Origin of the sequence: Pseudomonas wayambapalatensis (assembly GCF_049942315.1) — a bacterium.
Lineage (GTDB): Bacteria > Pseudomonadota > Gammaproteobacteria > Pseudomonadales > Pseudomonadaceae > Aquipseudomonas > Aquipseudomonas wayambapalatensis.
Window position 1 is genome coordinate 22,699 of sequence record NZ_JBNFMU010000209.1, and the last position, 20,045, is coordinate 42,743.

Genomic DNA, 20,045 nt, shown 5'->3' on the forward strand with positions numbered 1-20,045 from the left:
ATGCATTTCACCATTCAACGCGAAGCCCTGTTGAAACCCCTGCAACTGGTCGCAGGCGTCGTCGAGCGCCGCCAGACCTTGCCGGTCCTGTCCAACGTACTGCTGGTCGTTCAAGGCCAGCAGCTGTCGTTGACCGGTACCGACCTGGAAGTCGAACTGGTTGGCCGCGTGCAACTGGAAGAGCCGGCTGAGCCTGGCGAGATCACCGTCCCGGCGCGCAAGCTGATGGACATCTGCAAGAGCCTGCCCAGCGACGTGCTGATCGATATCAAGGTCGATGAGCAGAAGCTGCTGGTCAAGGCTGGTCGTAGCCGCTTCACCCTGTCGACCTTGCCGGCCAACGACTTCCCCACTGTGGAAGAAGGCCCAGGTTCGCTCACCTGCAACCTGGAGCAGAGCAAGCTGCGTCGCCTGATCGAGCGCACCAGCTTCGCCATGGCCCAGCAGGACGTTCGCTACTACCTCAACGGCATGCTGCTGGAGGTCTCCACCGACACGCTGCGTGCTGTCGCCACTGACGGTCACCGTCTGGCACTGTGCGCCATGCAGGCGCCCATTGGCCAGGCCGAGCGTCACCAGGTCATTGTGCCGCGCAAAGGTATCCTGGAACTGGCGCGCCTGCTGACCGATCCGGAAGGCATGGTCAGCATTGTCCTGGGCCAGCACCACATTCGCGCCACCACCGGTGAGTTCACCTTTACCTCGAAACTGGTCGACGGCAAGTTCCCGGATTACGAGCGCGTATTGCCCAAGGGTGGTGACAAGCTGGTGATCGGTGACCGTCAGGCGCTGCGTGAAGCGTTCAGCCGTACTGCGATCCTGTCCAACGAGAAGTACCGTGGCATTCGTCTACAACTGGCCTCCGGTCAGCTGAAAATTCAGGCCAACAACCCCGAGCAGGAAGAAGCTGAAGAAGAGATCAGCGTTGACTACGAAGGCAGTTCGCTGGAGATCGGCTTCAACGTCAGCTACTTGCTGGACGTTCTGGGGGTCATGACCACTGAGCAGGTTCGTCTGATTCTCGCCGACTCCAACAGCAGCGCCTTGCTGCAGGAAGCCGGCAATGACGACTCGTCCTACGTTGTCATGCCGATGCGTCTGTAACCCGTAGCAGGCCAAATGTCCCTTCGACGTCTTTCGGTCACCGCGGTGCGCAATCTGCACCCGGTGACCCTCTCCCCCTCCCCTCGTATCAACATCCTCTACGGCGCTAACGGCAGCGGCAAGACCAGTGTGCTCGAGGCCGTGCATCTTCTGGGGCTGGCACGCTCATTTCGCAGTACCCGATTGAACCCCGTCATCCAGTACGAACAGCCAACCTGTACGGTGTTCGGCCAGGTTGAAATCAGCGATGGTGCGACGAGCAATCTTGGGGTTTCGCGCGAGCGACAAGGGGATTTCACCATTCGCATTGACGGTCAGAATGCGCGCAGCGCTGCGCAACTGGCGGAGATGCTGCCGTTGCAGCTGATCAACCCGGACAGCTTCCGTTTGCTCGAAGGTGCTCCCAAGGTGCGTCGCCAGTTCCTGGATTGGGGAGTGTTCCACGTGGAACCTCGATTCATGGCGACCTGGCAACGCTTGCAGAAGGCCCTGCGGCAGCGGAACTCATGGCTGCGACATGGTACACTTGACGCTGCTTCGCAAGCCGCCTGGGACCGGGAGCTGTGTCTCGCCAGCGCGGAAATAGATGAATACCGTCGCAACTATATCAAGGCCTTGAAGCCCGTCTTCGAGCGAACCCTGAGCGAACTGGTCGAGCTGGACGGATTGACCCTTAGCTACTATCGAGGCTGGGACAAGGATCGGGACCTCAGTGAAGTCCTCGCCACCTCTCTCCTTCGCGATCAGCAGATGGGCCATACCCAGGCCGGTCCGCAGCGTGCTGACCTACGCCTGAGATTGGGCGCCAATAACGCGGCCGATATCCTGTCTCGTGGTCAGCAAAAGCTGGTCGTTTGTGCCCTGCGAATTGCCCAAGGGCACCTCGTCAGTCAGGTTCGTCGCGGTCAGTGTATTTATCTGGTGGATGACTTGCCGTCCGAGTTGGACGAGCAGCATCGACGCGCGCTGTGTCGCTTGCTTGAAGAATTACACTGCCAGGTTTTTATCACCTGTGTAGATCACGAATTACTGAGGGAAGGCTGGCAGACGGATACGCCAGTTGCTTTGTTCCACGTGGAACAAGGCCGTATCACCCAGACCCACGACCATCGGGAGTGAAGGCATGAGCGAAAATCAAACGTACGACTCCTCCAGCATCAAGGTGCTGAAAGGGCTGGATGCCGTGCGCAAGCGTCCCGGCATGTACATTGGCGACACCGATGATGGTAGCGGCCTGCACCACATGGTCTTCGAAGTGGTCGACAACTCGATCGACGAAGCGCTCGCCGGTCATTGCGATGACATTACCGTCATCATCCATCCGGACGAATCCATCAGTGTTCGCGACAACGGTCGTGGCATTCCCGTCGACGTGCATAAAGAGGAAGGCGTTTCCGCCGCCGAGGTCATCATGACCGTACTGCACGCTGGCGGTAAGTTCGATGACAACTCCTACAAGGTTTCTGGCGGTCTGCACGGCGTCGGCGTCTCGGTGGTAAACGCCCTCTCGGAGAAGCTGGTTCTGACCGTTCGCCGTAGCGGCAAAATCTGGGAACAAACCTACGTCCACGGTGTGCCACAAGCTCCGATGGCTGTGGTCGGTGAAAGCGAAACCACCGGTACCCACATTCACTTCAAGCCTTCCGCCGAGACCTTCAAGAATATCCACTTCAGCTGGGACATCCTGGCCAAGCGGATTCGTGAGCTGTCGTTCCTCAACTCGGGCGTTGGCATCCTGCTGAAGGACGAGCGCTCCGGCAAGGAAGAGTTCTTCAAGTATGAAGGTGGTCTGCGTGCTTTCGTCGAGTACCTCAACACCAACAAGACCCCGGTGAACTCCCAGGTCTTCCACTTCAACGTCCAGCGTGACGATGGCGTGGGTGTCGAAGTCGCCCTGCAATGGAACGACAGCTTCAACGAAAACCTGCTGTGCTTCACCAACAACATTCCGCAGCGCGACGGTGGTACTCACCTGGTGGGCTTCCGCTCCTCGCTGACTCGTAGCCTCAACAGCTACATCGAGCAAGAAGGCCTGGCCAAGAAGAACAAGGTCGCGACCACGGGCGACGATGCCCGTGAAGGCCTGACCGCGATCATCTCGGTGAAGGTGCCGGATCCAAAGTTCAGCTCGCAGACCAAGGACAAGCTGGTTTCCTCGGAGGTGAAGACCGCCGTGGAGCAGGAGATGAATAAGTACTTCGCCGACTTCCTGTTGGAAAACCCCAACGAAGCCAAGGCGGTTGTTGGCAAGATGATCGACGCTGCGCGTGCTCGTGAAGCAGCGCGCAAGGCGCGGGAAATGACCCGCCGCAAAGGTGCTCTGGATATCGCTGGTCTGCCGGGCAAGCTTGCCGACTGCCAGGAAAAAGACCCTGCCCTTTCCGAACTGTACCTGGTGGAGGGTGACTCCGCCGGTGGTTCGGCCAAGCAAGGTCGTAACCGCCGCACCCAGGCAATCCTGCCGTTGAAGGGCAAGATCCTCAACGTCGAGAAAGCGCGTTTCGACAAGATGATCTCGTCCCAGGAAGTCGGCACGCTGATTACCGCCTTGGGCTGCGGCATCGGCCGTGAAGAGTACAACATCGACAAGCTGCGCTATCACAACATCATCATCATGACCGATGCTGACGTTGACGGTTCGCACATCCGTACCCTGCTGCTGACCTTCTTCTTCCGTCAGTTGCCGGAGCTGGTCGAGCGCGGTTACATCTACATTGCCCAGCCGCCGCTGTACAAAGTGAAGAAAGGCAAGCAGGAGCAGTACATCAAGGACGACGAGGCCATGGAAGAGTACATGACCCAGTCGGCCCTGGAAGATGCCAGCCTGCACCTGGACGAATCGGCGCCTCCCGTGTCGGGTGTTCAGCTTGAGGCGCTGGTCAACGAGTTCCGCGGTGTGATGAAGACGCTCAAGCGTCTGTCGCGCCTGTACCCGGAAGAGCTGACCGAGCACTTCATCTACTTGCCGGAAGTCACTCAGGCGCAGTTGGCCGATCACACGACCATGCAAGCCTGGTTGGGCAAATTCCAGGAGCGCCTGAACAACAGCCAGAAGTCTGGGCTGACCTACCGGGCCAGCCTGCGCGAAGACAAGGAACGCAACATCTGGTTGCCGGAAGTCGAAGTTACTTCCCACGGTCTGGCCAGTTACGTCACCTTCAACCGCGAGTTCTTCGGCAGCAACGACTACCGTACGGTGGTCGTGCTGGGCGCCAAGTTGGCGACCCTGCTTGGCGAGGGTGCCTATGTTCAGCGTGGTGAGCGTCGCAAGGCAGTCACCGAGTTCAAAGAAGCCCTCGATTGGCTGATGAACGAAACCACCAAGCGCCACACCATCCAGCGATACAAAGGACTGGGTGAGATGAACCCGGATCAGCTGTGGGAAACCACCATGGACCCGACCGTGCGCCGCATGCTCAAAGTCACCATCGAGGATGCGATTGCGGCCGACCAGCTGTTCAACACCTTGATGGGTGACGCGGTAGAACCGCGTCGTGACTTCATCGAAAGCAACGCGTTGTCGGTGTCCAACCTGGACTTCTGATTACGAGCTTCAGCTACGAAAAGCCAAGGTCTAGACCTTGGCTTTTTCGTTTTCTGGAGCACGAAACACGAATGTTCCACGTGAAACACTGTTCAACGGGCGTCAGGATTCGAGGTCCTTGAGCCTTCTGTACAAGGTGCGTTCACTCATCCCCAGCTGCTTGGCCAGCTCGCGTCGCGATCCCTGGAAGCTGTCCAGTGCTTGAGCGAGCGCCTTCAGTTCATGCTGCTCGCGTGACTGATGTCTCGCCGCTGAGTCCGGATCGGTGTCTTCGACCAGATGTTCACTGCGAATCAAACCATCATCGGCAAACAGCCAGGCCCTCTCCAGCATGTTCCGCAGCTCACGAATATTTCCCGGAAACGGATGCAGGTTGAGACGCTCGAGTGCGTCATGGCTGATTCGAGGTGCGCCTTTGCCCGCGATACGTTGCAGCAGGCTTTCAATCAGTAGCGGCAAATCTTCGACACGCTCACGCAGCGCCGGCAGACGAATCGGAAATCCACTGATGCGGTAATACAGGTCTTCACGGAAGGCGCCCTGCGCGACCATCGCCTTGAGCGGCTTGTGTGTCGCCGACACCAGGCGGAAATCCGAGTGCACGGTGCGCAGGCTGCCCACCGGGCGAAAACTGCCGGTCTCGATCAGGCGCAGCAGTTTGACCTGCATGGCCAGCGGCACTTCACCGATCTCGTCCAGGAACAGGGTGCCGCCATGCGCCGCCTCGGCCAAGCCGATCTTGCGTTGTGTCGCGCCTGTGAACGCGCCTTTCTCGTAACCAAACAGCTCACTCTCGAACAGTGATTCGGTGAGGCCGGTGCAGTCGACCACCACCAGCGGGCCGTTGGCCCGAGGGCTACCCAGGTGCAGGGCGCGGGCGAACAGCTCCTTGCCTGTTCCTGACTCACCTTGGAGCAGCACCGGAATCTGAGCCGGAGCAGCCCGTCGCAGGCTGGCGAGTGCCGACTTGAACGCCGGTGACTGCCCGACCAGCCCCTGCTGCTGCGGTTGTGCGGACGCCAGGGTGATGCTGGTCAGCCGTTCGACGAATGCCACCACCCTGCCCTGCTCGTCGAGGATCGGCCGCAGTTCGACGTCCACATGTTCCGGCCCGCGCGGGGTGTGATGAATGTGCAACACGCGCTCCGGCATCTTGCTGCCCCATGCCTTGCGCAGCGGACAGTGCTCCCCAGCCTGATCGCAGGGCACGGCGTAGTGGTGCGAAACCCTGTGACACTTTTCTCCCAGAGGGGCGCGATCCTGCGTGGCGAACTGGCGTCGATACGCCGCGTTGGCCGCAAGAATGTTGTAGTCGGTATCGAGCACGATGGCGGGCAACACATCGTGTTCGAGGTAGGACACCAGCGCGAGGATGGCAGGATGGTTTGCAGCAGGAAGCTCGGACATGGGGGCACCGGCAAAAACTACCCGGCGAGGTTAACAAGGACTGCCAATCACTGCCAGCAGCTGACAGATGACTGCCAGTCTTCTTGGCAGTCTTTAACTATCGTGTTGATACAACACCTGCAAATGCAGGACATATCCGCGAGAAATGACCTGGCATGCATCTTGATAAAGCGTCTGTTCCTGCCGCCGCCTCTATTCAGGTGCGGCAGCGCTTTGGAGACTGTGATGATCATTGGCAACAACCTTCATGTGGAAGCCCTGTTCGACCCGGCGACCTCGACCATCAGCTACCTGCTCATGGACCGCGAAACAAAGCACTGCGCATTGATCGACAGCGTGCTGGATTACGATCCGAAGTCAGGCCGTACCAGCCACGCCTCTGCCGACCGGCTGATCGCGCAGGTCGAGGCATTGGGCGCCAAGGTGCAGTGGATTCTTGAAACCCACGTGCATGCGGACCACCTCTCGGCAGCGGCCTACCTCAAGCAACGGCTGGGCGGCCAGATTGCCATTGGCGCCCACATCACCCAGGTGCAGAAAACCTTCGGTTCGCTGTTCAACGCCGAGCCTGGTTTTGCCCGGGATGGTAGTCAGTTCGATGTGCTGTTCGTGGACGAGGAAGGTTTCCGTATCGGCAACCTGCATGCCCGCGCGCTGCACACGCCAGGGCATACCCCCGCGTGCATGAGCTACATGATCGAGGATGCGGGCGAGATAGCCGTGTTTGTCGGCGACACGTTGTTCATGCCCGACTACGGCACCGCCCGTTGCGATTTCCCCGGCGCCAGCGCTCGCACGCTGTATCGCTCGATCCGTCGCCTGCTGGCCTTCCCTGACCAGACCCGGCTGTTCATGTGCCATGACTACCTGCCCGGTGGCCGTGAGTTGCGCTACGTGACCACGGTGGCCGAGCAGCGCGCCAGCAATATCCATATTCACCAGGGTGTCAGCGAAGACAGCTTCGTCGAGATGCGCGAAGCCCGTGACAAGACCCTCGACATGCCGGTGCTGATCCTGCCTTCGGTGCAAGTCAACATGCGCAGCGGGCAGTTGCCCGAGCCGGAAGACAATGGCGTGCGCTACCTGAAGATCCCGCTGAACGCGATTTGAGCGGCTCAGCACACCTGATAAGTATTCAAAGGAAACACCATGCCTGCCTTGCAGTCCCCTGCCGTTGCGCCCAGTACCGAACACCACAAGGTGTTGATCGTGGGCGCCGGTGCCGCTGGTATCGCCACGGCATCCAGCCTGATCAAACGTGATCCGTCGCTGGACATCGCCCTGATCGATCCGTCGGACGTTCATTACTACCAGCCCGGCTGGACCATGGTCGGCGCCGGGGTGTTTCGCGCCTCCTCAACTGCGCGATCCACAGCCGCGACCCTGCCAAGCGGCGCGCGCTGGATTCAGGCACGGGTGACGAGTTTCGAGCCTCATGCCCAATTGGTCATGCTCGAAGACGGGCGCGCCATCAGCTACGAGCAGTTGGTGGTCTGCCCCGGCCTCAAGCTGGACTGGGCAGCCATCGATGGCTTGGAAGATACGCTTGGGCGCAACGGCGTGACCTCCAACTACCGCTACGACCTGGCACCCTACACCTGGAAGCTGGTACAGACGCTCAAGCAGGGCCGCGCGCTGTTCAGCCAACCGCCGATGCCGATCAAATGTGCCGGCGCCCCACAGAAAGCCTTGTACCTGTCCTGCGATCACTGGCTGCGTGAAGGCCGGCTGGGCGCGATAAAGCCCGCGTTCTTCAACGCCGGTGCCGTGCTGTTCGGTGTTGCCGACTACGTGCCGGCCCTGATGAGCTACATCGACAAGTACGGTGTCGACCTCAACTACAGCCAGCGCCTGGTGGCGGTCGATGGCCCGAATCAACAGGCGACCTTCGTGCGTACGCTCGCCGACGGCAGCAGCGAAACGCGTACCGAAGCGTTCGACATGCTGCACGTGGTGCCGCCCCAGGTTGCCCCGGACTTCATCCGGCAGAGCCCGCTGGCAGATGCCGCCGGCTGGGTGGATGTCGATCCGCACAGCTTGCGCCACCGTCAGTTCGCCAACGTTCATGCCCTGGGTGACGTGATCAACACCAGCAATGCCAAGACCGCAGCGGCCGCACGCAAGCAGGCACCGGTTGTGGCCAACAATGTGCTGGTGGCGCTCGGGCGCTTGCCGACACAGGTCGCCTACGACGGCTACGGCTCCTGCCCGCTGACCGTGGAGCGCGGCAAGATCGTGCTGGCCGAGTTCACCTATGGCGGCAAGCTGGCACCAAGTTTTCCGCGTTGGTTGCTCGATGGACGCAAGCCTACGCGGCTGGCCTGGTTGCTCAAGGCACGGGTACTGCCGCCGCTTTACTGGCAGGCGATGCTCAAGGGGCGGGAGTGGCTGGCGCGGCCGCAGCCTATGGCCGTCGAGGCGTCGAAGTGATCGAGCATCAGCTTCTTGGCGCCGGACTGGGCGCGATCATTGGTGCGGTGCTGGCGCTGACCGGGGCTGGAGGCGGGATCCTTGCGGTGCCGTTGCTGGTTTTCGGCCTGGGGCTGTCGATGGTCGAGGCGGCGCCGATTGGGTTGCTGGCGGTCGGCCTGGCCGCTGCCGTGGGCGCCGGGCTCGGCCTGCGGCAAGGGCTGGTGCGTTATCGCGCAGCATTGTTCATTGCGGCAATCGGTATCGTCTGCGCACCTTTCGGTCTGATGCTGGCGCACCGTTTACCGAACACACCGCTGGCGTTGGTCTTCGCCTGCGTGCTGGTGTATGCCTGCCTGCGCATCTGGCGCAAGGCAGCTCGCGAGCTACGCGGCGAATCGCCATGCGGTGAGCGGCAGATCATGCCCTGCGTGCTCAATCCCTTGCAGGGACGTCTGCGCTGGACCCTCCCCTGCGCCCGCGCGCTGGCGTTCACCGGCATGTTGTCCGGCCTGCTATCCGGCCTGTTGGGCGTCGGCGGCGGCTTCGTCATCATCCCGGCCTTGAACCGCTATACCAACCTGGACATGAAAAGCATCGTCGCCACGTCCCTGGCGGTGATCGCACTGGTTTCCACTGGCAGTGTGGTGAGTGCGAGCCTTGGTGGAGTCATGCACTGGCAGGTTGGCGCGCCCTTCGCCTTTGGTGCGGTGCTGGGCTTGCTGGTGGCCCGCCCGCTGGCCGCCAAGCTGGCCGGGCCACGCCTGCAGCAACTGTTCGTGGTGGTGGGAATCGGGGCTGCGGTCTCGCTGGCAGGCAAGGCGCTACTCGGCTAGCAACTCGTGCTGCTGCTCGGCGCAGAGCTTGAGCAGGTAGTCCCAGACCACCCGCAGGCGTACCGACTTGTGCAGCTCGCGACGCGTACAGATCCAGTAGCTGCGCTGGATGGTTTCGCTGGGCAGCACGCGCACCAGGCTCGGGTCGTGGCGGCCCATGTAGTTGGGCAACACGGCGATGCCCAGGCCCGCGCGTGCGGCCTGCTGCTGGGCGATCACGCTGGTGCTGCGGAATATCACGTTCGGCGCGCGGCAGAAGCTGTTGAGGAACAACAGCTCCTGGCTGAAGATCAGGTCGTCCACGTAGCCGATCCAGCTGTGCCGGGCCAGATCGTCGCGGTTGCGCAGCGGCGGTGCGCGGTCGAGATAGTCCTGGCTGGCGTAGAGGGCCAGGCGGTAGTCGGTGAGTTTGCGGGTGATCAGCAGGTCGGCATTGGGGCGTTCCAGGTGAATGCTGATTTCGGCTTCGCGGTTGAGGATGCTGACGAAGCGCGGCACCGCGACCAGTTCGACTTCAAGCCCGGGGTAGCGCTCGAACAGGGCCCCCAGGCGCGGGGTGAAGAACATGATGCCGATGCCTTCGGTGACCCCCAGGCGGATCTTGCCCAATGGCGTGATGGCCTGGGTGATTTCCTCCTGCGCCAGCAGGGCGACGTTCTCCATGGCTTCGGCGTGCTTGAGCAGCGCCTGGCCCGAAGGTGTCAGCTCGTACCCCTGGGCATGCTGGACGAACAGCGCGGTGCCCAGGTTCTTCTCGATATTCTCGATATGGCGGGCGACGGTGCTGTGGGTGGTGTTGAGGCGCTTGGCCGCCGTGAGCAGACGGCCGCTGCGCTGCAACTCGAGGAAAAACCGCAGATCGTTCCAGTCGAACATGCTGATCCCTGTGAATATCCTTTCCGGCCCGTGCAGGAGCCGTTGTGAAAAAACGCACAACGGCTGCGCAAAATCTCGTGTTTCCTCGGCGAAATTAATCAATAAGATGGGTGGGGACAAGAATAATAATCAGGCGCGAGGTTGCACATGCCATCAGCCGATTCTGTCTTCGACTACGTGGTCGTAGGGGCCGGTCCCGCCGGATGCCTGCTGGCCAATCGATTGTCCGCAGACCCTGCCTGCCGCGTCCTGCTGCTCGAGGCGGGCGGGCGCGACAACTACCCGTGGATTCACGTCCCCGTCGGTTACCTCTACTGCATCGGCAACCCCCGCACCGACTGGTGCTTCAAGACCGAAGCCCAGCCTGGGCTGGATGGTCGCAGCCTCGGCTATCCGCGGGGCAAGGTGCTGGGCGGCTGTTCCTCCATCAACGGCATGATCTACATGCGCGGCCAGGCCGCAGACTACGACCGCTGGGCCGAACAAGGCAACGACGGCTGGAGCTGGAACGATGTACTGCCGTTGTTCAAGGCCAGTGAAAACCACTTCGCTGGCGCCAGCCAAAGCCATGGCGCCGATGGTGAGTGGCGGGTAGAGCAGCAACGCTACAGCTGGCCGATCCTCGATGCGTTCCGCGATGCCGCCGAGCAGAGCGGTATCGGCAAGGTCGGAGACTTCAACACCGGCGACAACCAGGGCTGTGGATACTTTCAGGTCAACCAGCGCAGCGGTGTGCGCTGGAATGCCTCGAAGGCCTTCTTGCGGCCCGTCCAGTCCCGCCCGAACCTTACCGTGCTCACCGATGTGCAGGTTGATCAGGTCGTGCTGGACAACGCCCGTGCCACTGCGGTGAAGGCGCGCTGGCAAGGGGCCTGGCATGAGTTTCGTGCCCGCCGCGAGATCGTCCTGTGCGCAGGCTCCGTCGGTTCGCCTGGCATCCTGCAGCGTTCAGGCATTGGGCCGCGCAAGCTGCTCGAAGACCTGGGGATAACGGTGCGTCACGAATTACCGGGCGTGGGCGGCAATCTGCAGGACCACCTGCAACTGCGCCTGATCTACCAGATCCAGAACACCCGCACGCTCAACCAGATGGCTAACAGCCTGTGGGGCAAGCTGGGCATGGGCCTGCGCTACCTCTACGACCGCAGCGGGCCGCTGGCCATGGCGCCGAGCCAGTTGGGCGCATTCGTGCGCTCGAGCCCGGAGCAGGCCACCGCCAACCTGCAGTATCACGTGCAGCCGCTGTCGCTCGAGCGTTTCGGCGAACCGTTGCACCGCTTCCCTGCCTTCACGGCTTCGGTGTGCAACCTGCGCCCGGCCAGCCGTGGACGCATCGACATCCGCTCGGCAGACATGAACGCAGCGCCGCTGATCGACCCCAACTACCTCAGCGACCCACAGGACCTGCAGGTCGCCGCTGACGCTATCCGCATCACCCGACGCATCGTCCAGGCCCCTGCCCTGGCTGCGTTCGATCCCAAGGAGTATCTGCCAGGCCCCGCGCTGCAAACCGAGGAGCAACTGCACGAGGCCGCCGGCAAGATCGGCACCACCATCTTCCATCCGGTCGGCACCTGCCGTATGGGCAATGGGCCGCTGGACGTTGTGGATAACCAGCTGCGCGTCCATGGCATACCTGGCCTGCGCGTCGCCGATGCCTCGATCATGCCGCAGATCGTCTCCGGCAATACCTGTTCACCGACATTGATGATCGCCGAGAAGGCGGCACAACTGATTCTCAAGGGGGCCCCAAGCCACAGCAACCTCAGCGATACCAGCGCGATACCGACGCCCTGACCGGGTGCGTGCAACACCGGCAGCTTGCGGTCGATGGCTGCCGACAGTGGAACAAGAAAAATAATCACTGTGGCCTGCGGGCCGAGGACAGCAACGATGTCGGATTACATTCAAGAGCAGGGCGCGGCGGCCACCAGCGGCAGCCGACGTGAGGAACGCAAGATCATTTTCGCGTCATCCCTCGGGACGGTGTTCGAGTGGTATGACTTCTTTCTCTATGGCGCGCTGGCAGCGGTGATCAGCAAGCAGTTCTTTGCCGGCGTCAACGACACCACCGCTTTCATCTTCGCCTTGATGGCCTTTGCCGCAGGCTTCCTCGTGCGGCCTTTCGGTGCATTGGTATTCGGACGCCTGGGCGACATGATCGGGCGCAAGTACACCTTCCTGGTGACCATTGTGCTGATGGGCCTGTCGACCTTCGCGGTCGGCCTGTTGCCCACCTACGCCAGCATCGGCATCGCCGCACCGATCATCCTGGTGATCCTGCGCATGCTCCAGGGCTTGGCCTTGGGCGGCGAATACGGTGGGGCGGCCACCTACGTGGCCGAGCATGCCCCGCCCGGCAAGCGCGGGTTCCACACCGGCTTCATCCAGTCCACTGCCACCCTCGGTCTGCTACTGTCGCTGATCGTGGTGCTGGGCAGCCGGTACATCAGTGGCGACCAGTTCGAGACCTGGGGCTGGCGCCTGCCGTTCCTGCTGTCGATCGTGCTGTTGGGCATCTCCACCTGGATTCGCATGAGCATGCACGAGTCGCCAGCCTTTGTGAAAATGAAGGCCCAGGGCAAGATCAGCAAGTCGCCGATCCGCGAGTCGTTCACCTCCTGGCCCAACCTCAAGGTGGTGCTCACCGCCCTGTTCAGCATCAACGCCGGCCAGGCCGTGACCTTCTACACCGCGCAGTTCTACGTGCTGTTCTTCATGACCCAGATGCTCAAGATGGACCCGGCCCAGGCCAATACCCTGCTGATCATCAGCGTGGTGATAGGTGCGCCGTTCTTCGTGTTCTTTGGTTGGCTGTCGGATCGCGTGGGGCGCAAACCGATCCTGATGATTGGCCTGCTGCTGGCGACCCTGTGCTACTTCCCGATGTTCAAGGCGCTCAGCCACTACGCCAATCCGCAGATCGACGCCGCCAGCCGGCAGTCGCCGATCGTGGTCAGTGCCGACCCGCAAGGCTGCACCTTCCAGTTCGACCCGGTGGGCAAGGCACGCTTCGACAGCCCTTGTGACAAGGTCAAGACCTTCCTGGTCAAGCAGGGCCTGCCTTACAGCTCGGTTGCGGCGACGGGCAGCGACGTTTCGGTGAGCATCGGCGACAAGACCATCAACGGTTTCGATGAAGTGGCGATGCGCACGGCCATCGAGCAGGCGGGCTATCCGGCCAAGGCCGATCCTGCCCATGTGAACCAGGTGATGGTGGTGGTGCTGATCGTGGCGATGATCCTGATCGCGACCATGACCTACGGGCCACTGGCAGCGGTGATGGTCGAGCTGTTCCCCACACGTATCCGCTACACCTCGATGTCGCTGCCCTATCACATCGGCAACGGCTGGTTCGGTGGCTTCCTGCCGACGGTATCGTTCGCGCTGGTGGTGTACACCGGGGATATCTTCTATGGGTTGTGGTACCCGGTATTGATCACCGGCGTCAGCCTGGTGGTGGGACTCTTCTGCCTGAAAGAGACCAAGGATGTGGACATCGACAAGGTGTAGGAGCGGGTTAACCCGCGACGCAGACACCTGCGTTGCCCAGGTATGAAAAAACCGGCGTAAAAGCCGGTTTTTTTATGCCTCGAAAAAACTTATGCACGATTTTCGAAAAAACGTCATACAGAGAAATAAATAGCTAATTCAACTACTTAGATACGATCCGAAAGCATTAATCCAAAAATTGCTAACACGTTATCCACAGATCGTCAGGCGATTGATTCGGTGACGTTTTCTTCTGCCGGCGGCAGCGACCCCATGGCCCGCTGTGTCGCCTCGTTCCACGCCTGGGCACGATCGTTGAGCTCGGCGATGGCACGTGGCCCGGTGCCGTTGGCGTACATCGGCTCGCCAATCACCACCTCGATGGTGCCAGAGCGCTTGCCCCAGCCAGTCTTTGGCCAGAACTTGCCAGCGTTGTGCGCGATCGGCAGCACCGGCAGGCCGGCGTTCACCGCCAGGGCGGTGCCACCGCGGGAGAACTTGCCGACCTGACCATAGGGCACGCGCGTACCCTCGGGGAAAATCAGCACCCAGACGCCCTGCTTGAGCAGTTCGTCGCCCTTGCTCGCCACATGGCGCAGGGCTTCCTTGGGGTTGTTGCGGTCGATGGCGATCGGCCGCAGCATCGCCATTGCCCAGCCGAAGAACGGCACGTACAACAGCTCACGCTTGAGCACCTGGCTCAGGGGCGAGAAGTATGCCGAGAGGAAGAAGGTTTCCCAGGTGCTCTGGTGGTTGGACAGTATCACGCAGGGCTCTTTGGGCACGTTCTCGGCGCCGATGATCTTGTAGTCGATACCCAGGATCACCCGTGTCAGGAACACCGCACAGCGGCACCAGTAGACGTTGATGAAGCGATAGCGTCGCGGAAACGACAGGAAGGGCGCGATGAAGAAGCTAAGCGAGCACCACAGCAGCGAACTGGTGCCCAACAGCAGGTAAAAAAGAAAGATTCTGATCGCCTGCAGGATCGACATAGTGGCATGTACCGTTGCGGGGCTCGCCCGCCTGAGGAAGTGCGCCGAACAGGCGCACTCTTTAAATAAGTTCTCTGGCGATGGCTGCCAGATCGTCGAAAATCAATGTGTTTTCAGGGATGCCCTTTTTCAGGGTCTTCTCCCCTTTGCCGGTTTTCACCAGCACCGGTTGTGCTCCGACGGCCAGGGCGGCCTCCAGGTCACCTGTGCTATCGCCGACGAACCATACACCGCGCAGGTCGACTTGGTAATACTCGGCAATCGCCCGCAGCATTCCGGGCTTGGGCTTGCGGCACTCGCAGCCTTCGTCCGGCCCATGCGGGCAATAGACGATATGCCCGACCTCGCCGCCCTGCTCGGCGACCAGCTCGCGCAGACGCGCGTGCATGGCCTCCAGCGTGGACAGCGGGTAGTAGCCACGGGCAATGCCGGACTGGTTGGTGGCCACTGCCACCGTCCAGCCCGCCTTGCTCAACTGCGCAATGGCCTCGATCGAGCCGGGAATGGGGATCCACTCCTCCAGCGACTTGATGTAGGCGTCGGAGTCGTGATTGATCACCCCGTCTCGATCGAGAATCAGCAGTTTCAAGGCTTACCCCAGCAGCGAGATGTCGGCCACGCCCAGGAACAGACCGCGCAGGCGGCTGAGCAGGGCATAACGGTTGGCGCGTACCTTGGCGTCTTCGGCGTTGACCATGACCGCCTCGAAGAACGCATCGACCGGATCGCGCAGCGCAGCCAGACGTGCCAGCGATTCGCTGTACTGGCGTGCGGCAGCCATTGGCTGCACAGCCTGGTCGGCCTGCTGGATCGCCGAGTACAGGGAGAACTCGTTGGCGTTGTCGAAGTACTTCGGCTCGACCTGGTCGGCGATGGCGCCTTCGGCCTTGCTCAGCAGGTTCGAAACGCGCTTGTTCACCGCGGCCAGGGCCTCGGCTTCCGGCAGCTTGCGGAAGGCCTGCACGGCCTGCACGCGCTGATCGAAATCCAGGGCCGAAGCCGGCTTCAGGGCACGTACCGACAGGTAGGTGGCCACATCGACGCCTTCGTCTTCGTAGCGTGCACGCAGGCGATCGAAGATGAACTCCAGCACCTGGTCAGCCAGGCCTGCAGCCTTGACCTTGGCGCCGTACTGCTTGACCGCGAACTCGACCGCAGCGGTCAGGTCCAGGTCCAGCTGCTTCTCGATCAGGATGCGCAGCACGCCGAGGGCGGCGCGACGCAGGGCGTAGGGATCCTTGCTGCCGGTTGGCAGCATGCCGATGCCGAAGATGCCGACCAGGGTGTCGAGCTTGTCGGCGATGGCCACGGCGGCGCCGGTGAGGGTTTCCGGCAACTCAGCGCCAGCACCGCGCGGCATGTACTGCTCGTTGAGTGCCAGGGCGACATCTTGTGGCTCGCCATCGTTGACGGCGTAGTAGTAGCCCGCGATGCCCTGCATTTCAGGGAATTCGCCGACCATTTCGGTGGCCAAATCGCACTTGGACAGCAGGCCGGCGCGGCCGGCGTTGGCTGCACTGCCGCCGATGAACGGGGCGATGTAGGCGGCCAGCCTGGAGACACGCTCGGCCTTGTCGAACACCGTACCCAGCTGGGCCTGGAACACCACGTTCTTCAGGCGTTCGTTGAAGGTTTCCAGAGGCTGCTTCTTGTCTTGCTTGAAGAAGAACTCGGCGTCGGTCAGGCGCGGACGCACGACCTTCTCGTTACCCTCGACGATTTGCTTCGGATCGAGGCTCTCGACGTTGGCCACGGTGATGAAGCGCGGCAGCAACTTGCCTTCGCTGTCGAGCAGGCAGAAGTACTTCTGGTTGTCCTGCATGGTGGTGATCAGGGCTTCCTGCGGCACTTCCAGGAAGCGCTCCTCGAACGAGCACACCAGCGGCACCGGCCATTCGACCAGCGCAGTCACTTCGTCCAGCAGCGCCGGCGGTACGATGGCGCTGCCTTCCTGCTGCAGGGCCAGCTCTGCGGTGCGCTTGGCGATCAGCTCGCGGCGCTCGGCGAAGTCGGCCAGTACGTGGGCCTTGCGCAGGTCCTCGACGTAGTTGGCCGGGGTGGTGATCAGCACGTTTTCCGGGTGGTGGAAGCGGTGCCCGCGCGATTCGCGACCGGCTTTCTGCGAGAGGATGGTGCAGTCGACGACCTGGTCGCCCAGCAGCATCACCAGCCACTGAGTGGGGCGCACGAACTCTTCACGGCTGGCCGCCCAGCGCATGCGCTTGGGGATCGGCAGGTCGTTGAGCGAGTCTTCGACGATGGTTGGCAGCAGGCTGGCAGTGGCTTTGCCCGGGATGTGCTGGGAGAAGCGCAGCTTGGCACCGCTCTGGTCGATCTCGGACAGCTCGACGCCGCACTTCTTGGCGAAGCCGAGGGCGGCCTGGGTCGGATTGCCGTCGGCATCGAATGCGGCCTGGCGGGGCGGGCCGTCGATATTGATGCTGCGATCAGGTTGCTGTACGTCCAGTTGGCGGATCAGTACGGCCAGGCGGCGTGGCGCGGCATAGACCGACTTGCCGGCGTAGTTCAGGCCGGCGGCCTGCAGGCCTTTCTCGATACCGGCCAGGAATGCGTCGCCCAGCGAGGCCAGGGCTTTTGGGGGCAGCTCTTCGGTGCCCAGTTCAACCAGGAAATCTTGCGCACTCATTGTGCAGCCTCCAGCTTGGCCAGTACTTCATCACGCAGTTCGGGGGTGGCCATCGGGAAGCCCAGGCGTGCGCGGGCTTGCAGATAGCTTTGCGCCACGTCGCGGGCCAGGGTGCGCACGCGCAGGATGTAGCGCTGGCGCTCGGTCACCGAGATGGCGCGGCGGGCGTCGAGCAGGTTGAAGGTGTGCGAAGCCTTCAGGACCATTTCGTAGGTCGGCAGCGGCAGGTCCAGCTTGATCAGGCGGTTGGCTTCGCTTTCGTAGAAGTCGAACAGCTCGAACAGTTTCTCGACGTTGGCGTGCTCGAAGTTGTAGGTCGATTGCTCCACTTCGTTCTGGTGGAACACATCGCCATAGGTGACCTTGCCGAACGGGCCGTCGGCCCAGACCAGGTCGTACACCGAATCGACACCCTGGATGTACATGGCCAGACGCTCCAGGCCATAGGTGATCTCGCCGGTGACCGGATAGCACTCGATGCCACCGACCTGCTGGAAGTAGGTGAACTGGGTCACTTCCATGCCGTTCAGCCAGATTTCCCAACCCAGGCCCCAGGCACCCAGGGTCGGCGATTCCCAGTTGTCTTCGACGAAGCGGATGTCGTGGACCAGCGGGTCCAGGCCGATGGCCTTCAGCGAGCCCAGGTACAGCTCCTGGAAGTTGGCCGGGTTCGGCTTGAGTACCACCTGGAACTGGTAGTAGTGCTGCAGGCGGTTGGGGTTTTCGCCATACCGTCCGTCGGCGGGGCGACGGCTAGGCTGCACGTAGGCAGCGTTCCAGGTCTCCGGGCCGACGGCGCGCAGGAAGGTGGCGGTGTGGAAAGTGCCGGCGCCTACTTCCATATCGTAGGGCTGAAGTACCACACAACCTTGCTCGGCCCAGTAGTTCTGCAGGGCGAGGATCAGGTCTTGGAAGGTACGCACGGCTGGCGTAGGCTGGCTCACGAAATTCACCTGTATCTGGGGATGCGGATGTAAAGAGCGGGAGTATAACCCGATTCGCCTCGCCCTCTACGTAATTGGAGCCTTATGCCACGCTGCTTTTGGTGTACCGACGATCCCTTGTACCAGGCCTACCATGACCAGGAATGGGGAACCCCGCAGCGCGACCCGGCGTTGCTCTTCGAGATGCTTTTGCTCGAAGGGTTCCAGGCGGGCCTTTCGTGGATCACCGTGCTGAAGAAACGCGAGCGCTATCGCCAGGTGCTGCAAGGCTTCGACCCAGTGCAACTGGCCGAGATGAGCGACGAGCGCATAGAAGAACTGATGCTCGATCCCGGCATCATTCGCAACCGCCTCAAGCTCAATGCCGTGCGCCGCAACGCGCGCGCCTGGCTGGCGCTGGAAAACCCCGGCGAGTGGCTGTGGTCGTTCGTCGGCGGCGAGCCGAAGATCAACCATTACCAGGGGCGCGCCGATATCCCGGCGATCACCGATGAAGCCAAGGCGATGAGCAAGGCCCTGCAGAAAAAAGGCTTCACCTTCGTCGGTCCGACCATTTGCTACGCCTTCATGCAGGCCACCGGCATGGTCATGGACCACACCACCGATTGCGATCGCTACGCCGCGCTGGTGCGCTGAGGCGTTACAATGCGCGCCTTGCAGAAATAAGGAATTGGCCTGTGGAAAAGTTCAAGGGCGCCCTGATGGTCGGGGTGCTGCGCCTGTTCGCCAAACTGCCCTGGGGCGCGGTGCAGCGCGTCGGTGCCGGTATCGGCTGGCTGATGTGGAAAATCCCCAACGGTTCGCGCAACGTGGTGCGCATCAACCTCGCCAAGTGCTTCCCCGAGATGAACCCTGCCGAGCGTGAGCAGTTGGTGGGGCGTGCGCTGAAGGATATCGGCAAGTCCTTCGTCGAAAGCGCCTGGGCCTGGATCCGCCCGCCTCAGCAGTCGCTGGAGCTGGTCAAGGAAGTGCACGGCCTGGAAGTGCTCGAGCAAGCCCTGGCCTCTGGCAAAGGGGTGGTCGGCATCACCAGCCACCTGGGCAACTGGGAGGTGCTGAACCACTTCTATTGCAACCAGTGCAAGCCGATCATCTTCTACCGTCCGCCCAAGCTGAAGGCGGTGGATGACCTGCTGCGCGAGCAGCGGGTGCAGATGGGCAACCGCGTGGCGCCTTCGACCAAGGAAGGCATTCTCAGCGTGATCAAGGAAGTGCGTCGCGGCGGGCAGGTGGGCATTCCTGCCGACCCTGAGCCGGCCGAGTCGGCGGGGGTATTCGTGCCTTTCCTCGGCACCCAGGCGCTGACCAGCAAGTTCGTGCCGAACATGCTGGCTGGCGGCAAGGCGGTGGGGGTGTTCCTGCATGCCCTGCGCCTGCCGGACGGGTCCGGGTTCAAGGTGTTCCTCGAAGCGGCGCCCGAAGCGATGTACAGCGAGGATGTGGCGGTGGCTGCGGCAGCCATGAGCAAGGTGGTCGAGCGCTATGTGCGCGAGTACCCGAGTCAGTACATGTGGAGCATGAAGCGCTTCAAGAAGCGTCCGGCCGGCGAGCCGCGCTGGTACTGAGTTATCCACACTCTGTAGGAGCGGGCTTGTCCCGCGATCGGGCGCGAAGCGGCCGTAAAACCAGACGCCGAGATCTATCAGGAAAATCTCGGTTGCCGAGTTTGCGGCCGCTTCGCGCCCGATCGCGGGACAAGTCGCAGCGGCGAACCGCCGCTTGTGTCTTGATAGGGGATTAGAATCTGGAGTGAGAGCGGTGAATGGCAAGCTGCATGCCGCATGTGCCTTG

General features: G+C 61.9%; 16 protein-coding genes. 10 read left to right on the forward strand and 6 right to left on the reverse strand.

The window, feature by feature from the left end; genetic code table 11:
- From dnaN to gyrB, 3 genes are read left to right on the forward strand one after another with little or no spacing between them, the layout of a single operon-like run.
- Window positions 1-1,104 carry a DNA polymerase III subunit beta gene (dnaN, locus tag ACPZMI_RS18105; protein ID WP_186709464.1) on the forward strand — a complete coding sequence of 368 codons (1,104 nt, stop codon included), beginning with the start codon at window positions 1-3 and terminating at the stop codon, window positions 1,102-1,104.
- 15 nt (window positions 1,105-1,119) lie between these two features.
- Window positions 1,120-2,223, forward strand: a complete 1,104-nt coding sequence (gene recF / locus ACPZMI_RS18110) for a DNA replication/repair protein RecF (RefSeq protein ID WP_186709462.1) — start codon at window positions 1,120-1,122, stop codon at window positions 2,221-2,223.
- Window positions 2,224-2,227: 4 nt separating this feature from the next.
- On the forward strand, window positions 2,228-4,648 hold the full coding sequence (gene gyrB, locus ACPZMI_RS18115) for a DNA topoisomerase (ATP-hydrolyzing) subunit B (RefSeq protein ID WP_411383521.1): 2,421 nt from the start codon (window positions 2,228-2,230) through the stop codon (window positions 4,646-4,648).
- Between the two features lie 102 nt (window positions 4,649-4,750).
- On the opposite strand, the gene ACPZMI_RS18120 is transcribed toward gyrB, so the two are convergent.
- A complete protein-coding gene (locus ACPZMI_RS18120; RefSeq protein ID WP_426352760.1) occupies window positions 4,751-6,055 on the reverse strand; it encodes a sigma-54 interaction domain-containing protein in 1,305 nt (434 codons plus the stop codon).
- A gap of 225 nt (window positions 6,056-6,280) precedes the next feature.
- On the opposite strand from ACPZMI_RS18120, the gene ACPZMI_RS18125 reads away from it, so the two are divergent.
- The 3 genes from ACPZMI_RS18125 to ACPZMI_RS18135 are packed head-to-tail and all read left to right on the forward strand — an operon-like array spanning window position 6,281 to window position 9,300.
- Entirely contained in the window at window positions 6,281-7,165 is an 885-nt protein-coding gene (locus tag ACPZMI_RS18125; protein WP_186670196.1) for an MBL fold metallo-hydrolase, read from the forward strand.
- Window positions 7,166-7,204: 39 nt separating this feature from the next.
- On the forward strand, window positions 7,205-8,485 hold the full coding sequence (locus tag ACPZMI_RS18130) for an NAD(P)/FAD-dependent oxidoreductase (RefSeq protein ID WP_426352761.1): 1,281 nt from the start codon (window positions 7,205-7,207) through the stop codon (window positions 8,483-8,485).
- Entirely contained in the window at window positions 8,482-9,300 is an 819-nt protein-coding gene (locus tag ACPZMI_RS18135; protein WP_186670200.1) for a sulfite exporter TauE/SafE family protein, read from the forward strand. The genes ACPZMI_RS18130 and ACPZMI_RS18135 overlap by 4 nt, the downstream gene beginning before the upstream one ends.
- Here the strand turns inward: ACPZMI_RS18135 and ACPZMI_RS18140 are convergent.
- On the reverse strand, window positions 9,289-10,176 hold the full coding sequence (locus ACPZMI_RS18140; RefSeq protein ID WP_186670202.1) for a LysR family transcriptional regulator: 888 nt from the start codon (window positions 10,174-10,176) through the stop codon (window positions 9,289-9,291). The two genes, ACPZMI_RS18135 and ACPZMI_RS18140, sit on opposite strands and share 12 nt — an antisense overlap.
- 147 nt (window positions 10,177-10,323) lie before the next feature.
- Between ACPZMI_RS18140 and ACPZMI_RS18145 the strand changes: the two genes are divergently transcribed.
- Window positions 10,324-11,973 carry a GMC family oxidoreductase gene (locus tag ACPZMI_RS18145; protein WP_186721129.1) on the forward strand — a complete coding sequence of 550 codons (1,650 nt, stop codon included), beginning with the start codon at window positions 10,324-10,326 and terminating at the stop codon, window positions 11,971-11,973.
- A gap of 96 nt (window positions 11,974-12,069) precedes the next feature.
- The gene (locus ACPZMI_RS18150) at window positions 12,070-13,689 is read left to right on the forward strand and encodes an MFS transporter (protein WP_426352762.1); all 1,620 of its coding nucleotides are present in this window, start codon (window positions 12,070-12,072) and stop codon (window positions 13,687-13,689) included.
- A 203-nt stretch (window positions 13,690-13,892) separates the two neighbouring features.
- Here ACPZMI_RS18150 and ACPZMI_RS18155 read toward each other — a convergent pair whose 3' ends face one another.
- From ACPZMI_RS18155 to glyQ, 4 genes are all read right to left on the reverse strand, one after another.
- Entirely contained in the window at window positions 13,893-14,663 is a 771-nt protein-coding gene (locus tag ACPZMI_RS18155) for a lysophospholipid acyltransferase family protein (RefSeq protein ID WP_186670208.1), read from the reverse strand.
- A gap of 61 nt (window positions 14,664-14,724) precedes the next feature.
- Window positions 14,725-15,252 (reverse strand): D-glycero-beta-D-manno-heptose 1,7-bisphosphate 7-phosphatase, encoded by a 528-nt coding sequence (gmhB, locus tag ACPZMI_RS18160; protein WP_186721127.1) that lies wholly within the window; start codon window positions 15,250-15,252, stop codon window positions 14,725-14,727.
- 3 nt (window positions 15,253-15,255) lie between these two features.
- Window positions 15,256-17,310 carry a glycine--tRNA ligase subunit beta gene (gene glyS / locus ACPZMI_RS18165; RefSeq protein ID WP_186670212.1) on the reverse strand — a complete coding sequence of 685 codons (2,055 nt, stop codon included), beginning with the start codon at window positions 17,308-17,310 and terminating at the stop codon, window positions 15,256-15,258.
- Window positions 17,307-18,254: a glycine--tRNA ligase subunit alpha gene (glyQ, locus tag ACPZMI_RS18170; RefSeq protein WP_025337182.1), complete on the reverse strand. Its 948-nt coding sequence runs from the start codon at window positions 18,252-18,254 to the stop codon at window positions 17,307-17,309. Before glyQ ends, glyS begins: the two co-directional genes overlap by 4 nt.
- Window positions 18,255-18,338: 84 nt before the next feature.
- Here glyQ and ACPZMI_RS18175 point away from each other — a divergent pair, with 84 nt between their 5' ends.
- Both ACPZMI_RS18175 and ACPZMI_RS18180 read left to right on the forward strand, forming a co-directional pair.
- Window positions 18,339-18,890, forward strand: coding sequence for a DNA-3-methyladenine glycosylase I (locus ACPZMI_RS18175; protein ID WP_054893031.1), 552 nt, complete (start codon window positions 18,339-18,341; stop codon window positions 18,888-18,890).
- Between the two features lie 41 nt (window positions 18,891-18,931).
- On the forward strand, window positions 18,932-19,819 hold the full coding sequence (locus tag ACPZMI_RS18180) for a lysophospholipid acyltransferase (protein ID WP_186670214.1): 888 nt from the start codon (window positions 18,932-18,934) through the stop codon (window positions 19,817-19,819).
- Window positions 19,820-20,045 lie beyond the last annotated feature (226 nt).

Bases quoted from the DNA above. Each gene is read 5' to 3' on its own strand.
- ACPZMI_RS18145 (WP_186721129.1), top strand. From the start codon at position 10,324: ATGCCATCAGCCGATTCTGTCTTCGACTACGTGGTCGTAGGGGCCGGT.
- ACPZMI_RS18175 (WP_054893031.1), top strand. From the start codon at position 18,339: ATGCCACGCTGCTTTTGGTGTACCGACGATCCCTTGTACCAGGCCTAC.
- ACPZMI_RS18140 (WP_186670202.1), bottom strand. From the start codon at position 10,176: ATGTTCGACTGGAACGATCTGCGGTTTTTCCTCGAGTTGCAGCGCAGC.
- gyrB (WP_411383521.1), top strand. From the start codon at position 2,228: ATGAGCGAAAATCAAACGTACGACTCCTCCAGCATCAAGGTGCTGAAA.
- ACPZMI_RS18155 (WP_186670208.1), bottom strand. From the start codon at position 14,663: ATGTCGATCCTGCAGGCGATCAGAATCTTTCTTTTTTACCTGCTGTTG.
- dnaN (WP_186709464.1), top strand. From the start codon at position 1: ATGCATTTCACCATTCAACGCGAAGCCCTGTTGAAACCCCTGCAACTG.
- glyS (WP_186670212.1), bottom strand. From the start codon at position 17,310: ATGAGTGCGCAAGATTTCCTGGTTGAACTGGGCACCGAAGAGCTGCCC.
- ACPZMI_RS18150 (WP_426352762.1), top strand. From the start codon at position 12,070: ATGTCGGATTACATTCAAGAGCAGGGCGCGGCGGCCACCAGCGGCAGC.
- recF (WP_186709462.1), top strand. From the start codon at position 1,120: ATGTCCCTTCGACGTCTTTCGGTCACCGCGGTGCGCAATCTGCACCCG.
- ACPZMI_RS18120 (WP_426352760.1), bottom strand. From the start codon at position 6,055: ATGTCCGAGCTTCCTGCTGCAAACCATCCTGCCATCCTCGCGCTGGTG.
- ACPZMI_RS18130 (WP_426352761.1), top strand. From the start codon at position 7,205: ATGCCTGCCTTGCAGTCCCCTGCCGTTGCGCCCAGTACCGAACACCAC.
- ACPZMI_RS18125 (WP_186670196.1), top strand. From the start codon at position 6,281: ATGATCATTGGCAACAACCTTCATGTGGAAGCCCTGTTCGACCCGGCG.